The organism is Anabaenopsis tanganyikae CS-531, assembly GCF_029891675.1.
Classification (GTDB): domain Bacteria; phylum Cyanobacteriota; class Cyanobacteriia; order Cyanobacteriales; family Nostocaceae; genus Anabaenopsis; species Anabaenopsis arnoldii.
Map to the genome: position 1 here is coordinate 1 of NZ_JANQDF010000177.1, position 14,684 is coordinate 14,684.

At 41.6% G+C, this 14,684-nt stretch carries 17 protein-coding genes and 1 tRNA gene; 10 read left to right on the top strand and 8 right to left on the bottom strand.

What is annotated here, in order from left to right; all coding sequences use genetic code 11:
- Positions 1 to 278: 278 nt before the first annotated feature.
- Positions 279 to 1,868, top strand: a complete 1,590-nt coding sequence (locus tag NWP22_RS17190) for a hypothetical protein (RefSeq protein WP_271732044.1) — start codon at positions 279 to 281, stop codon at positions 1,866 to 1,868.
- Between the two features lie 69 nt (positions 1,869 to 1,937).
- On the top strand, positions 1,938 to 2,048 hold the full coding sequence (gene psaI, locus NWP22_RS17195) for a photosystem I reaction center subunit VIII (RefSeq protein WP_200989902.1): 111 nt from the start codon (positions 1,938 to 1,940) through the stop codon (positions 2,046 to 2,048).
- 161 nt (positions 2,049 to 2,209) lie between these two features.
- On the opposite strand, the gene NWP22_RS17200 is transcribed toward psaI, so the two are convergent.
- The 6 genes from NWP22_RS17200 to NWP22_RS17225 all read right to left on the bottom strand — a co-directional run bounded on the left by NWP22_RS17200 (position 2,210) and on the right by NWP22_RS17225 (position 4,478).
- Complete coding sequence (locus NWP22_RS17200; protein ID WP_200989901.1) at positions 2,210 to 2,332, bottom strand: photosystem II reaction center protein J; 123 nt, start codon at positions 2,330 to 2,332, stop codon at positions 2,210 to 2,212.
- Positions 2,333 to 2,402: 70 nt separating this feature from the next.
- On the bottom strand, positions 2,403 to 2,522 hold the full coding sequence (psbL, locus tag NWP22_RS17205; RefSeq protein ID WP_010997988.1) for a photosystem II reaction center protein PsbL: 120 nt from the start codon (positions 2,520 to 2,522) through the stop codon (positions 2,403 to 2,405).
- Between the two features lie 9 nt (positions 2,523 to 2,531).
- Complete coding sequence (gene psbF, locus NWP22_RS17210; RefSeq protein WP_200989900.1) at positions 2,532 to 2,669, bottom strand: cytochrome b559 subunit beta; 138 nt, start codon at positions 2,667 to 2,669, stop codon at positions 2,532 to 2,534.
- Positions 2,670 to 2,678: 9 nt separating this feature from the next.
- Complete coding sequence (gene psbE, locus NWP22_RS17215; protein ID WP_200989899.1) at positions 2,679 to 2,927, bottom strand: cytochrome b559 subunit alpha; 249 nt, start codon at positions 2,925 to 2,927, stop codon at positions 2,679 to 2,681.
- A gap of 116 nt (positions 2,928 to 3,043) precedes the next feature.
- On the bottom strand, positions 3,044 to 4,063 hold the full coding sequence (locus NWP22_RS17220) for a photosynthesis system II assembly factor Ycf48 (RefSeq protein WP_271732037.1): 1,020 nt from the start codon (positions 4,061 to 4,063) through the stop codon (positions 3,044 to 3,046).
- Positions 4,064 to 4,130: 67 nt separating this feature from the next.
- Complete coding sequence (locus NWP22_RS17225) at positions 4,131 to 4,478, bottom strand: rubredoxin (protein WP_271732045.1); 348 nt, start codon at positions 4,476 to 4,478, stop codon at positions 4,131 to 4,133.
- A 193-nt stretch (positions 4,479 to 4,671) separates the two neighbouring features.
- On the opposite strand from NWP22_RS17225, the gene ndhC reads away from it, so the two are divergent.
- The 3 genes from ndhC to NWP22_RS17240 are packed head-to-tail and all read left to right on the top strand — an operon-like array spanning position 4,672 to position 6,282.
- Positions 4,672 to 5,034, top strand: coding sequence for a photosynthetic/respiratory NAD(P)H-quinone oxidoreductase subunit C (gene ndhC, locus NWP22_RS17230; protein WP_271732035.1), 363 nt, complete (start codon positions 4,672 to 4,674; stop codon positions 5,032 to 5,034).
- A complete protein-coding gene (ndhK, locus tag NWP22_RS17235) occupies positions 5,025 to 5,762 on the top strand; it encodes a photosynthetic/respiratory NAD(P)H-quinone oxidoreductase subunit K (protein WP_271732034.1) in 738 nt (245 codons plus the stop codon). Before ndhC ends, ndhK begins: the two co-directional genes overlap by 10 nt.
- Positions 5,755 to 6,282 (top strand): NAD(P)H-quinone oxidoreductase subunit J, encoded by a 528-nt coding sequence (locus NWP22_RS17240; protein WP_271732032.1) that lies wholly within the window; start codon positions 5,755 to 5,757, stop codon positions 6,280 to 6,282. The genes ndhK and NWP22_RS17240 overlap by 8 nt, the downstream gene beginning before the upstream one ends.
- Positions 6,283 to 6,638: 356 nt before the next feature.
- Here the strand turns inward: NWP22_RS17240 and NWP22_RS17245 are convergent.
- Positions 6,639 to 6,709, bottom strand: a tRNA-Gly gene (locus NWP22_RS17245).
- Between the two features lie 235 nt (positions 6,710 to 6,944).
- Positions 6,945 to 8,165 (bottom strand): glycosyltransferase, encoded by a 1,221-nt coding sequence (locus NWP22_RS17250; RefSeq protein WP_271732031.1) that lies wholly within the window; start codon positions 8,163 to 8,165, stop codon positions 6,945 to 6,947.
- A gap of 186 nt (positions 8,166 to 8,351) precedes the next feature.
- Here NWP22_RS17250 and NWP22_RS17255 point away from each other — a divergent pair, with 186 nt between their 5' ends.
- From NWP22_RS17255 to NWP22_RS17275, 5 genes are all read left to right on the top strand, one after another.
- On the top strand, positions 8,352 to 9,971 hold the full coding sequence (locus NWP22_RS17255) for a glycosyltransferase family 39 protein (protein ID WP_271732030.1): 1,620 nt from the start codon (positions 8,352 to 8,354) through the stop codon (positions 9,969 to 9,971).
- A gap of 44 nt (positions 9,972 to 10,015) precedes the next feature.
- Complete coding sequence (cofH, locus tag NWP22_RS17260; RefSeq protein ID WP_271732029.1) at positions 10,016 to 11,170, top strand: 7,8-didemethyl-8-hydroxy-5-deazariboflavin synthase subunit CofH; 1,155 nt, start codon at positions 10,016 to 10,018, stop codon at positions 11,168 to 11,170.
- A 68-nt stretch (positions 11,171 to 11,238) separates the two neighbouring features.
- Positions 11,239 to 11,637: a photosystem II protein Psb27 gene (gene psb27 / locus NWP22_RS17265; protein ID WP_271732028.1), complete on the top strand. Its 399-nt coding sequence runs from the start codon at positions 11,239 to 11,241 to the stop codon at positions 11,635 to 11,637.
- A 491-nt stretch (positions 11,638 to 12,128) separates the two neighbouring features.
- Positions 12,129 to 13,637 carry a family 10 glycosylhydrolase gene (locus tag NWP22_RS17270; protein WP_271732027.1) on the top strand — a complete coding sequence of 503 codons (1,509 nt, stop codon included), beginning with the start codon at positions 12,129 to 12,131 and terminating at the stop codon, positions 13,635 to 13,637.
- Between the two features lie 189 nt (positions 13,638 to 13,826).
- Positions 13,827 to 14,684, top strand: an 858-nt coding sequence (locus NWP22_RS17275; RefSeq protein ID WP_425332622.1) for a DUF7149 domain-containing protein, incomplete at its 3' end; no start/stop codon positions are given.

Sequence of the window (14,684 nt, forward strand, 5' to 3'; positions counted from 1 at the left end):
GCTCAAAATACTTCTTCGTGCAGATGGTTATTCTTACTCGCACCTTGATTATATCATCACGGCGAATCAATTCGCCGTTGGCACTTCCTCCACTGTCTAAAGCCAAGTGGAGGAAGTGCCTTTTTTGCGATTTTCTTGTGAAGCAGATTCTCAATATTAGGGTATTTGTAGACAAATGCTAACATTAGGTGAGGAAATTGCTAGTTACTGAGGTAAACTTGCAAGCAATATCATCCACAATCTTACTCGGCTGCTCTTCGGTTTTGTCATAACTGATAATGGAAAACTGGCAATTTCTCATACAGAAACAGGGCGATCGCTCTTGGTATAACCTCCAATTCCCAAACTTAGAAATTTCGGAAGGTATCTACAGAGTTTTGGCTCGTTCTCACCTGGGTAATACCGAGGTAGAAATACGGGTAACACACTCATCAACTCAACAGATACCCTCAAAGCGGTTAATTCACAAGCAATCGCGGCGGACTGATGCACAAGGTTTAATCTCGGTAATTCCTTTTACCTACCTCAAACCAGGAACTTGGCAATTCCAATGCTCGGCGGATTTGATGTCAGATTTGCTCGGTAAATCCTGGCAATACTCCATATATATAGAAGTATTGTTTCAACAATCTACTGGGGTATGGAGTCCATCCCCCACGGACGAAAATCGGGGATCAAATTTACCACCATTTCACCCTACTACAACCAGTATTATCAGCCTAAGTGATTTAGGAATTCCAATAGCAATGGACAACGCAGTTATAAGTCAGCCTGTTAGTCCAGCCTTATTGCAAGGTGAAACAGCCCAACAGAGGGTAGAAAATTTCATGGCTGTAGGTTTAAACAGCACTGAAACTGTGTCAGATGATCATAGGGTTGAGGATACTTTATCTATAAAACCATCGCTACCGCTATCGTTGAGCTTAGATCGAGAAACATACATTGCTCCTTGGGGAGAAACAGCAGTGATTCGGGGGCGAGTGGAGCTACAAGACCAGATAAATTGGGAAGGTGAAAAAGCTCCAGAACGTCTTTATGCTTTGGAATTACTAATTGAGCTGCGATCGCCTACAGGCTCAGATATTTTCACCCAGGTTTGGCAGCCTTTACCAGACAGCACTTTACCAATTAAAATTAGCTCTGCAATTTGTATTCCCGTGGATTGTCAATCCCAGCTGATTTTGGCAGACATCCATTTGTATGGCGCACTCACAAAATTGGGCGAGGTCGTACTATTAGCTAATCAGTCTTTTAAAATTACGGCAGATATTACAGAAGTGCTAGCTACATTTCCCCAGCAAAATTTATTGAATCACCCTATAGATGAGGAGCTTGCGCAGCAAAACAAGACTAGAGACCCCATCAACTGCAAGCAACTGGGGATAAAAGATCATGGTGTGCTTCTCAACAGCACTTTTCCCTACTTAAAACGCCTGGAAGTTTTACCAGATAAAACAGATGTAGCTGCTGAGGACTTCCAGCAGATGGATAGAACTGTATCTGAAAATCAAAAGACACCGGAATTACTCCGTGCTCGTGAAGAGTTGCAAATAGTAATCCCACAAGATTGGACGGGAAATGCACACCCGAGTCACTATTCATCTCCTCTGATTAGAAAGTGGATAGAAAGCCAAGGATATCCCATCCCTCAATTAAGCCCTGGGGTTTTAGCTCTGCCAAAAATAGCGGATCCTCAAAGGGGGGAATTTAACTCACAATTACACTTAGGATCTCAAAGCTATATCGACCAGATACCAGTCTCAGGAAATACTGGAGAAACCCTAAATACACCCAGTCCTGAGAAGATAGAGAATATCAAAACAGTCAACCAGTTACCAAGAATTGTGTTAAAAATTTTGAGAATTTAAAAAATCAGGTGAAATTTACAGTAAGCTCGTTTTCGAGGATTGTCTAATTATTCAAGAGGAAAGTTAACTATGGCAGCTTCATTTTTGCCCTCTATCTTGGTTCCCCTGACTGGGTTAGTTTTTCCAGCAGTGACAATGGCGTTTTTGATGTTATACATTGAACGCGAAGATATCGGCTAATTAGTTGGGTGAATTTTCCACGTCTTCAAGGCGTGGGAATCTTACATAACAAAACCGGTTGTTTTTGCTGAAAAAGACCAAAAACAACCGGCTTGTTAAACATTAATTATTAAACAATTGCCAGGAAATACTGAGTAATTTTTTTCCGGCTCAAGCTTTTTTTACAATGAAGAACCGACTCCAGCGTAGGCTCCATAAAAGAAAATGCCTAAAACTGTAATTACACCTAAACCCGCGATTGTAGCGACAATCCACAGGGGAATTCTTCCACTTCCAGCAGACACAGCTTTTCTCCTCCCTTAACAAGAAATCAACATTGATTGAATAAACAAAAATTTACAACAACTGTTTCAGTTAGTTAAAGAAGTAACTGGAGAACAGAATTCCTAGAACAAAAACAAGAAGTAGTCCCAGGTATAGTGAAGTCCGGTTTAACTCTACCGGTTGATTATTAGGATTGGGCGTTCTTTCCATGATTAGCTCCTAGCGTTGAATAAACTGCATAGCGGCGATCGCGCCCAAGAAGAACACACTGGGTACACCTAAAGTGTGTACTGCTAGCCATCTGACCGTAAAAATGGGATAAGAAACTGGTTGATTGATGTTATTTCCGCTAGTCATGATCCGAAACTACTTTCCAATAAACTGTTCAACTTGCTGTTTAGCGCCAAAACGATCCTTGACAATAGGCAATTCTTGCCGTGTTTGTGTGTAGTATTCGTTAGGACGGGGTGTACCGAAAGCATCATAAGCCAGTCCAGTGCTGACAAATAGCCATCCGGCAATAAACAATGCTGGAATAGTGATACTGTGAATCACCCAGTAACGAATGCTGGTAATAATGTCCGAAAACGGACGTTCTCCAGTGGTACCTGACATTTAGATCCTTACCTTTACAAAGATTGTTATTGTCTATTATCCTACAAAGTTTAGAAAGAGTTACAACTTGCAACGACCTTCTCACAAATCAAGACATACTTAAGCCCATGATGCCACTAAGCGGCCGCTTGTGAAAAACTTTCACTGATATTGGGTTGGTATTTGAGCAAAATGCCGCGATCGCCTATGACAAAACCTTGCTCAGGACCGAAGAAAACAATCTTATACAAATTAGCAGCGACCCCTTCCACATCCCGGTCTTTTTCCCAGGTTTGACCACCATCAGCACTGTGGAGTAAATTACCACTACCACCGCCGATCCAAATATCATTAGCAGTGCGATAAGCCAAATCGAGTAAACCCCAGCTGGTAGCCAACTCAGGATTTTGTGGGTCTTGCCAACTTTCAGGATTTTCCGGGTCGCTAAACTGTACCTGACCACCCCGCGCTAGCAACCACAACTGTCCATTCTCAGCAAAACCCATATTTTCTAACCGTCGAGAGTTATTGCGGTTATGGGGTGTCCAAGTAGTTTGTCCCGGCTCCCAAGTTGAGTAGAAACTACCCTTAGCAGAAACAGCAACATACTTACCGTCAGATGAACGCTGCATATTACGCACCACGCCAACAGCACCTTCTACCTGAGCCTTCCAGTTTTTACCCCCGTCCTCAGTTTTGTATATAGCGCCCAAATCCGTAGCCATTTCCGCCGTATTCTCTCCCAGAGCATAGATAGCAATGGGACTACCGGGTAATTTTGAACTCAGAGTAATACTCGACCAAGAACCACCTTCATCAGTGGTATGCAACAGTAGTGAAGGTTCACCCAAAATCCAGCCTTCTTGTCCAGCAAAACTGACTGAGTCAAAGCGAGTCCTAGCATCATCTAGTGACAATCTTAGGGGTTCCCAAGTATCACCACCATCATGTGTTTCCAGAATAGTAGCATTGCTACCTACGAGAAAACCATGCTGAGGGTTATCAGTAAAGGCAATATCTAGCAGCTTAGACTCTGTTGGCACAGAAATAACCGCCCAAGGGTTATAGCTGGTAGAGGGGACATTGCTACAACCTATACACAAGAAAACCACCATCAACAAGGCAAATATTTTTTGCCAGTTTTTCATAATACTCATTTTTTTCTAAATTTTCACCTTAATGGCAATGGCAGCCCTCTAAACGTGCTAAAAAAGATAACGGGTCTTATTGTAAGCCGTAGAGACTGATAAAAAACAAGAAACCTAGAGCCAGAGCTCCGAAAATCAGGAGATTTTTTTGCGTTGGCGTGAGGGTATTAACACCCAAACCATAGCCGAAATTTTCTTTAAACCCAGATGCAGTACCAGCCGGGCCAATATTGGCGAAAGCTGTCCTTTTAGCCGTACATACTGGACAACGCCACGTAATCGGCAATTCAGCAAAGGCGGTTCCCGGTTCAATATTATGGCTATCGTCTCCCTTTTCAGGTTCGTAAACATAACCACAGGCACGGCATTCAAAACGGTCTAATGCCGGAGTTTCAACAGCTTGTTCGCTATTTTGTTCGCTCATGGCTAAAACCTCACAGAGGAGAAATATTAAATATCCGTTAAAAATTATGACATAACTGTGAAGCTTTTCCATCATCTGTCAAAACGACAAATACCTCAAATGACTCTGTTGCCCAGAGTTCAGAAAAGCCAAACAGATATAATGTAAAAGAAATTAACAGCCTTATTTACACCATAAGCGGTAGATATTCATTGTGTTTGTCCTCAGCGGTTACGAGTACCTTCTAGGCTTCTTCATCATCTGTAGCCTAGTTCCCGCCCTTGCACTTTCAGCCTCCAAGCTCCTGCGCCCCAGTGGTAACAGCCTGGAACGGCGCACCACGTACGAATCTGGTATGGAACCCATTGGGGGAGCCTGGATTCAGTTCAATATTCGCTACTACATGTTTGCCCTCGTCTTCGTCGTCTTTGATGTGGAGACTGTATTCTTATATCCTTGGGCGGTTGCTTTCCACCGTCTGGGGCTGTTGGCATTCATCGAAGCCTTAATTTTTATTGCAATTCTTGTAATTGCCCTAGTCTACGCATGGCGTAAAGGAGCGTTGGAATGGTCTTGAATTCAAATTTAACTAGCCCAAACAAAGAGCAAATCCTCAACCCGATTGAACGCCCCACCATCACTCAGGATTTGTCAGAAAATGTCATTCTCACTACAGTTGATGACCTTTACAACTGGGCTAGGCTTTCGAGTCTGTGGCCCTTGCTGTTTGGTACAGCTTGCTGCTTCATCGAATTTGCAGCTTTAATCGGCTCTCGGTTTGACTTTGACCGTTTTGGTCTCATTCCCCGTTCTAGCCCCCGTCAAGCCGATTTAATCATTACTGCTGGGACAATTACCATGAAGATGGCACCCCAATTAGTGCGTCTTTATGAACAAATGCCTGATCCCAAGTATGTAATTGCTATGGGCGCGTGTACAATTACCGGCGGGATGTTCAGTATCGATTCTCCTACAGCTGTCCGCGGAGTTGACAAACTGATTCCTGTAGATGTTTACTTACCGGGTTGTCCTCCCCGTCCAGAAGCGATTATTGACGCAATTATTAAATTGCGCAAAAAAATAGCGAATGATTCCATGCAGGAACGGGGTCAAATTAAGCAAACCCACCGTTTCTACAGCACAACTCATAATCTCAAGCCCACTGAGCAAATTTTAACCGGTAAATATTTGCAGTCAGAAACTCGCTACACACCACCCAAGGAATTGACAGAAGCTATCGGTCTACCAGTTCCACCCGCACTACTGACAGCAAAGACGCAACAAAAGGAGCAAAACCGTGGCTGAAGAAGATTCTAAACCCGTACCAGCAGCAGAAGAGTCTCTGGTTAAGGCAGGTCCCATTTCCCAATGGTTAACGGAAAATGGTTTTGAGCATGAGTGGTTGGAACCTGACAAGAAGGGGGTAGAAATAATTAAGGTGGAGTCAGATTTCCTGCTCCCTATTTCTACAGCCCTTTATGCTTACGGGTTTAATTACCTCCAGTTTCAATCTGGTATTGACCTCGGACCAGGACAAGATCTGGTCAGTGTATATCACTTGATTAAAGTCGGTGATCATGCTGTGCAACCTGAAGAAATCCGAGTCAAGGTGTTCTTACCCCGTGAAAATCCCAGGGTTCCTTCTGTTTACTGGATCTGGAAAACCGCAGACTGGCAAGAGCGCGAAACTTACGATATGTTCGGTATTGTCTACGAAGGTCACCCCAATCTTAAGCGGCTTTTAATGCCGGAAGATTGGGTGGGTTGGCCTTTACGTAAGGATTACATCTCACCTGATTTCTACGAGTTGCAAGATGCTTATTAACTAGTGCTGAGTTTCAGCAGTGAGAATTTCCGACCAACTCACTTTATCCCCTTTCCCCTAGCGGAGAGGGGTTATGTTTTTTCAGGACAAAGCCATTGACTAATTGTTTAAACTAGAGCGTTAGCCAGCTAAATACCTGGTCAACAGTCAGATATATAGCATTTCCCATGCTCGTGAGGTACAATTTTTTTTAGTTTGAGGGAACAGGGAACAGGGAACAGGGAACAGGGAATAGGGAACAGGGAATAGGGAACAGGGAATAGGGAACAGGGAATAGGGAATTGGTGTGTACTTCATGAGCCTGAAAAAGGCTATAAAAAACCCCATAAAACTAGTTTTATGGGGTCTGTGATTTAAGCGGGCGGCGGGAATCGAACCCGCATTAATAGCTTGGAAGGCTATAGTTTTACCACTAAACTACGCCCGCGCAACTAGAAAATATTACAATATATTTACTCTGTTTTTGTATACTAGCATATACAACAGACATAAGCAACTATAGCAGAAAATAATTTGATTGCACAAGATAATTCTCAAAATATTTCCACTTGTATTAAGTTCCACAAACAATCCTTGTACAAAGTAAATTATTTAACATGATTGGGCATAATGAATTATAGCGATCGCCAAGGAGTCAACAGTTAAAGCCATGAGGTTACTAGCTATTTCACGTCGGTGACGCGCCAACTGAGTTTCAAGTTTACCCAGAAATTCCAAATAGTAGCAACTGCGATCGCTATCAGGTTAGCAATATAACGGTTAGGAATCAAGAAATTAAACACCAAGTTCAACACCAAGATATTCAACACTAACCCAGCCAAGCAAATAACATTAAATTTCAAAAAGCGCTTGATGCGTTGACTCCACTGCTGCTGGTTCTCACTGACATCAGCAAATGTCCAAGCATCATTCCACAAGAAATTATTGAAAATGGCGATTTCTCCAGCAATAATTTTACTCCGGGTGAGGGGTAAAGCCAAAGTAGTCGGGTCACTGAGTAAATACAGTATAGCCATATCCACAAACACCCCACTGAGTCCCACTACGCCAAAGCGGAGGAACCGACCAATGGGGAAGTCTAAACCCTGACTCAAACCCCCCAAAAGACCCGTAGATAAGCGCAACCGAATTAAGTGGTGTAGGTATTCTAAATATTGTTTCCAAGTAACTTTACTTTCACCTTCTTTACGTTCACAGAATACATAACCCACCTCACTAATATTCTGAATATTACCCCTAGCAATTACTTCTAGAAGAATTTTGTAACCCACAGGATGAAGTGTTACACCTAGGATACTATGGCGGCGTACCATAAAATAACCGCTCATGGGGTCAGAAACTCTACTGAGTACCCCTGGTAATAGAATCAAACCTAAGACTTGAGCGCCACGAGATAAGAAACGCCTAACCACACTCCAACTACTCACCCCACCGCCATCTACATGACGACTAGCTACTGCTAAATCTGCTCCCTGTGCAATTTTAGTGAGCAATTGCGTCAATACTTCCGGCGGATGTTGCAAATCTCCATCAATTACCCCTAAGATATCACCCTTTGCAACTTGCCAGCCACGAATTACTGCTGAAGAAAGTCCCCGCTCTTGCTGTCGTCGCATCACCCGCAGCTGTGGATATTCCTCTATTAGAGATTGTGCTACTTTCCAAGTCAAGTCGGGACTGTCATCATCTACAACAATCAACTCATAGTTACCTGGTATAGATTCATCCAGTGTCTGAGTTAATATCTGGATAACTTTCTGGATATTATCCTTTTCTTGATAAGTTGGAATTACCAAAGAAAGATAGACCTTACTGGTACCAGGTAAATCGTTAATCTGTAGAGTCCCTGTGGGAACTGTTAACAGTGTTTCTGATGATTCCATGTTGATATATATTGATAAAACCCAGGTATCTTCATAAATTTTTAGAAAATCTCAGCAGAATTAAAATACCGGATAAATTTATTTCACATATTGCCATAACAAATTATTTGTATTAATAATTAATAGCGGTTAAACGAGCAAATGTTTACAAGTTTGTTGTTTCTTCAAAACGCAGATGATTATCACATGAAAAAAATATTCTTTATTTCCGGACAAGACTATTTAAGCTACTGGAAAATTTTATTTGTCATAATATTGGCATTAAGTGTTACCTTTAGATTTATTAATCTTGACCAGAAACCATACTGGGATGATGAAGCTTTTACTGGATTACGGGTTTCTGGCTACACAGAGTATGAAGTAGTTAAAAATGTATCTGAAGTTGAGAGAATTCCTGTCAGATATTTAGCACAATATCAAACTACCAACCCTGACAAAAACCTCAATGATACTATTACCTCCCTAGCTTTAGAAGAAGCTCAACACCCGCCCCTATATTATGTAATGGCTAGGTGGTCGATGCAGTTATTCGGTAACTCTATGGTATCTACTAGAGCTTTAGCTGCTGTTATTAGCTTACTGGCTTTACCTAGTGTCTACTGGTTATGTATGGAGCTATTCGGTAGTGCGTGGACAGCATGGATGGCTGTAGCACTTTTAGGAATATCACCATTTCAAATACTATATGCTCAAGAAGCAAGAGAATATAGTTTATGGATAGTAACAATTTTACTATCTAGTGCTGCCTTGCTGCAAGCATTGCGCACAAATAAAAAAATAGACTGGGGAATCTATGCTGTCACTTTAGCTATGAGTCTGTACACTTTTCCTGCGTCTGTAACTATTGCAGCAGCACATGGAGTTTATTTAATTACTATAGAAGGTTTGAGATTAACTAAAAAAGTAATTGCCTATTTATTGGCTTCTCTGGCTGGTTTTCTGGCTTTTTTGCCTTGGCTATTGGTAATTGTTGCCAATTTAAAGCACCTCACCAGTATAGTTGGTGGCCAAGGTAATATGCCTACTTTATCGATGATGAAAACCTGGGCTTTTAATCTCAGCCGTATGTTCATAGATAGTAATCACGAAAGGGCTGTGATCAATTTTGGGGTGGAAAATCAACTGACACATCTCATCCAGATAAGTTTAGTAGCGGTGATAGTATTCTTAGCAGGCTATTCTATATATTATCTGTGTCGTTACTCATCTCAAAAAACCTGGTTATTTATTTTAAGCTTAATTTTAGTGACTTGCCTGCCAATTATGTTAAAAGATGTGATATATGGCGGTACAAGGTCAATTATTCCCCGGTATCTTACTCCGGGTTATTTGAGTATACAAATATCTATAGCTTACCTACTAGCAAGTAAAATTACCTCAATTTCACCTCAACAGAAATTTGGGAAAATTATTATGTGCTTTCTGTTTTCTGGCTCTATCTTTTCTGGTGTCTTGATATCCCAATCTCATCACTGGTGGACTAAAAGCCATAGTGATCTAAATTTTCAGGATGCTAAATTAATTAATCAGGTTGAACGTCCACTGTTAATCAGTGATGGTAGTATGGGCAGAATATTGGCTTTAAGTCATCTGCTGAAGCCAGAAGTTCAGTTACAACTTCAACCTAACTGTTATACCTGTAGGGAGTTACCTCCGTCTGTATTAAATAAGGATATTTTTAAAGTTCCTGATGGATTTGACATCTTATTATTTGCGCCTTCTGTGGAGTTAAAAAATACCATCGAGAGGAATTATCAACTTCAGCCTTTGAATTTCGCTCTTTGGCGGATAAAACTAGCCAAATAATTGCTACGATGAAACTAAAGTGTGGCAGTTTGTTTTTGTAAGCTGTGAAAGATAAAACTATTGATGCTATTCTAGATGGCGCTCTCTTGGGTGATGATTTATCTCCCGCCGATGGGGTTTTTTTATTAAAACAAACTGACCCAGAAGCGATCGCTGCTATTCGTAACACCGCTGATCAATTACGATACATCCAAGCCGGGGACATAGTTACCTATGTAATTAATCGTAATATTAACTTTACTAACATCTGTGAGCAACACTGTAGTTTTTGTGCTTTCCGTCGGGATGATGGTGATGCTGGTGCTTACTGGTTAGACTGGGGGCAAATTTTGGCAAAAGCCACAGATGCGGTGGAAAGAGGCGCAACGGAAATCTGTATGCAGGGGGGATTAAACCCACAAGCGCAAATTAACGGTTATTCTTTGGCTTATTACCTGAAGTTAGTAGAGACCATTAAGGAGGAATTTCCCCAGATACATTTACACGCTTTCTCTCCCCAAGAGGTGCAATTTATCGCTAGAATTGATGGGATTGAATATGCTGATGTGATTGGTGCTCTCAGAGATGCTGGTGTAGGGTCTATGCCAGGAACAGCTGCGGAAGTGTTAGATGATCAAGTGAGGCGGGTATTGTGTCCCGAAAAGATTGATACAGCAACTTGGCTGGAAATTGTGGGTACGGCGCACAAGTTAGGTTTACCCACCACTAGCACCATATTATCTGGGCATATTGAAACCCCAGAACAACAAATTACACATTTAGAAAAATTGCGATCGCTGCAAAAAACAGCCCTTGAGCAAGGTTACTCAGGTAAAATAACTGAGTTTATTATTTTACCATTTGTCGGACAAGAAGCACCCAAATCTTTACGCCGTCGTGTAGGACGGGATCAACCCGTTCTCAATGATGCTTTATTACTCACAGCAGTGGCGCGGATTTATTTGGGAAATTACATACCCAACCATCAACCAAGTTGGGTAAAACTAGGGCTGAGTGGGGCTACAGCAGCTTTACAGTGGGGTTGTAACGATATTGGTGGGACATTAATGGAAGAACATATTACCACAATGGCTGGAGCCTTGGGTGGTACTTGTATGGCAGTGGAAACCCTCCAAAGTGCGATCGCATCCCTAGGGAGACCCCACCAACAACGAGATACCATGTATAAAAAAGTTATTAGTCATTGCTTATCCCTGTGAATGATCCCCTGGATACCAATCCAGGATAGGATAGATGTTGATTTATGTATTATTGAATTAACAAAGATATGAAGCGCTATTGGTCGCGTCTACTAGCCTTGGTTTTAGTTGTCACCATCGGTCTCATGGGCTGTTCTAGCAGTCCAGACAGTTTAACTGGGGATTATCCTCAAGATACCTTGGCGGTAGTCAATATTATGAAACAAGCCCTGGAAGTAACAGAGGATTCCCCCAACAAAGCAGCTATTGAAGCTGAAGCGCGCCAAAAAATCAACGATTTTTCGGCTCGCTATCAAAGGGTTAAGTCTGTTTCTGGTCTGAGTTCCTTTACAACTATGCGAACAGCTCTTAATTCCCTAGCTGGACATTATAGTTCTTATCCCAATCGCCCCGTACCCCAGAAGCTCAAAAATCGCTTAGAGGAAGAGTTACAACGGGTGGAGTCAGCAGTCAAGCGTGGTGCTTAAGCATTACCTGTGGGATTGTTAAGAGTCAAAAGTCCAGAGTCCTAATTTTTGTTCTCAGTTTTTGACTCTTGACTTATGTATCAAGAATAGCAGTGGGTAAAATATCTTCAAATATTATCAGTTTTTGCCGTCACAGATAGGGGTAACTCTTTTAAAGCCTTTTTCAGGCTCATGAAGTACACACCAATTCCCTGTTCCGGTGTTCCCTGTTCCCTCAAACTAAAAAAAATTGTACCTCACGAGCATGGGAAATGCTATATACTGAGATTTGATAAAATAAGCTGTGATTAATTAACTGCCCTTACACCTACAATTAATGGGCTACAGTGCAAAATTATTAATTATTAAAAATTTGGCAACATCAATACGACTTTGGCAGTCTGAAATAGGTAAACTGCCAAATTTTTCTGAAAAGGTCTCATTTTATATACCTTTTTCTAAGAATTGTTTCTATTAGGCTTCATGACTCATTTGTGTTTGTACCTTCACATATGTCTAATTCTGCTTTCACCTTCGGAAAAACGATTTTATTTTGGCGCTGTCTGTTAGCGACCATTTTTACAGGTACTCTGTTAATTTCTCCCCTAAGTAACCAACCTGCAAAGGCGCAATTAAAACAGTATTGCCAATTATCACCAGCAGCAGCAAAAGCCAAAGAAGACTTACGTTTAGCAGCACTCAAAGGCAATCAAGATGCCAAAAACCGCTACCAACAATTAGTGAAACAACATGCACAGGAGTTACAAAATTGTCGCGATCGCACTTGGCCGCAGGTACAGGCGGTGTGGTTACGTTTATATTCCTGTGATATTCAGCCTGGAGCAATTGAGCAGGTCATGGATCGCATTGTTAACCGTGGCTACAATCAAGTTTATCTCGAAGTCTTCTATGACGGGCAGGTATTATTACCAGCGGCAAATAATCCCACGGCTTGGCCTTCCGCAATTCGCACCCCAGGGGCGGAAAATGTCGATCTCATGGCTACCGCCATTCAAATGGGGCGACAACGTGGTTTAAAAGTTTACGCTTGGATGTTTACCAAGAATTTCGGCTATACTTACGCCCTGCGTCCAGACAGACAAGATGCGATCGCCCGTAATGGTAAAGGTCAAACCAGTTTAGAAGTCACAGATAATAATTCTCAAGTATTTGTTGATCCTTACAACTTACAGGCCAAACAGGACTTCTACCAAATGGTACAGGAAGTAGTACGCCGCCAACCCGATGGGGTGTTATTTGATTACGTCCGCTATCCCCGACAAGCAGGACCTGATTCGGTAGCTACCAGACTCTCTGATTTATGGCTATTTAGTCCGGCGACTCAAGCTGCTTTATTGCGTCGGGCGCAGAATAACAAAGGATTAGAGTTAATTCGCCGTTTTATGGCTAAGGGACAAATCACAGCCGGGGATATTAACGAAGTCGATCAACTCCATCCTGATGAAACTGAGCCTATGTGGCAAGGTCGCATTCCCCAACCAGTAGAAACAGAATCAATCCCCTCAGCTAGCCAGAGACAACCACTGTTACAATGGCAACTATGGCAACTAGCAGTTGCTCACGCCATGCAAGGTATATTAGATTTTGTCTCCTTAGCTGCTTACCCAGCCCAGCAACAAAGAATACCTGCTGGGGTGGTATTTTTTCCGGATGGTAATCAAACCGTAGGACAAGGCTATGATTCCCGCTTGCAACCTTGGGATAGGTTTCCCAACTCTTTAGAATGGCATCCTATGTCCTATGCTACCTGTGGTACTGCTAGCTGCATTGTCCAGCAAGTGCAGCGAGTTTTGGATGCTGCACAACCAGGAACAAAGGTGATTCCGGCTTTAGCTGGAACTTGGGGAAGCTCAATGAGTAATCGCCCATCCCTAGAAGTACAAATGGAAGCACTGCGCCAATTTGCTCCCCAATTACCAGGAGTCAGCCATTTCGCCTATTCTTGGCTGTATCCTGAACATGATAAGGATCGTAAATTCTGTCGCGTTCCCTCCCAGTAAATTACTACTCAACACAGGGGAAGATTTTTCTTCCCCTAAGTAATATTGCTACTAATAATTTAAATTACAGTATATAATTAACCTAAATATTAAACTAGTTTAGCTTGAGGCTGAGTAAAACCTAGGATCTGCACCCCACCCAAGCTATACAAGTTTTACAATCAGTCTTCATAGTAACCTCAACCACAGATGAATAAAATTCTCCCCAGACAAGCATTAAATAAAGCCTTCCTCAAAGTTAAACCCTACAGAAGCCAAATTGAACTATTTAAAACTCATCTAACCACCCTCATCCAACAAATTAACCAAGGCGAAAGCGAAGAATTTCATAAAAATCTCATCGCTGATTTCTTAAAAAATACTTATTATGGTTCCCATCATTTTATTAATACCAAAGGACGCAATGACCTAGTTATTCATAATGGTAAAGATGCTCACAGCACCGTAGGAGTAATTTTAGAAACCAAAAAGCCCACCAACAAAGGCGAAATGTTGACAGTGGAGAATTTAAACACTAAAGCATTACAAGAACTAGTATTATATTTCCTGCGGGAAAGGTTAACCAGTAAAAACCTGGAAATTAAATATTTAATTGCTACCAATATCTATGAATGGTTTATTTTTGATGCTACTGTCTTTGAAAAAAGTTTTGTAGAAAATTCCCAATTTATCCAGCAATTTCAGGATTTTTTAGACGGAAGATTAACCAGTAAAAAAACAGAATTCTTCTATAAAGAAATCGCTCAACCAGCTATTGCTAATCTTCAAACTTCCCTAGTCTTTACCCACTTTGACCTGCGCGAATATGCAGAAATCCTCAAAAACCCGGAACAAACAGACGACCATCGACTAATTGCACTATTTAAATTACTTTCCCCAGAACACTTATTAAAACTTCCCTTCGCTAACGACAGCAACACCCTGGATCAAGGTTTTTATAGCGAATTATTACATATCATCGGGTTAACAGAAACTAAGGAAGGTGGTAAAAAAGTCATCCAGCGTCAAAAAGCAGGTAGCAGAAATCCCGGTTCACTGATTGAAAAT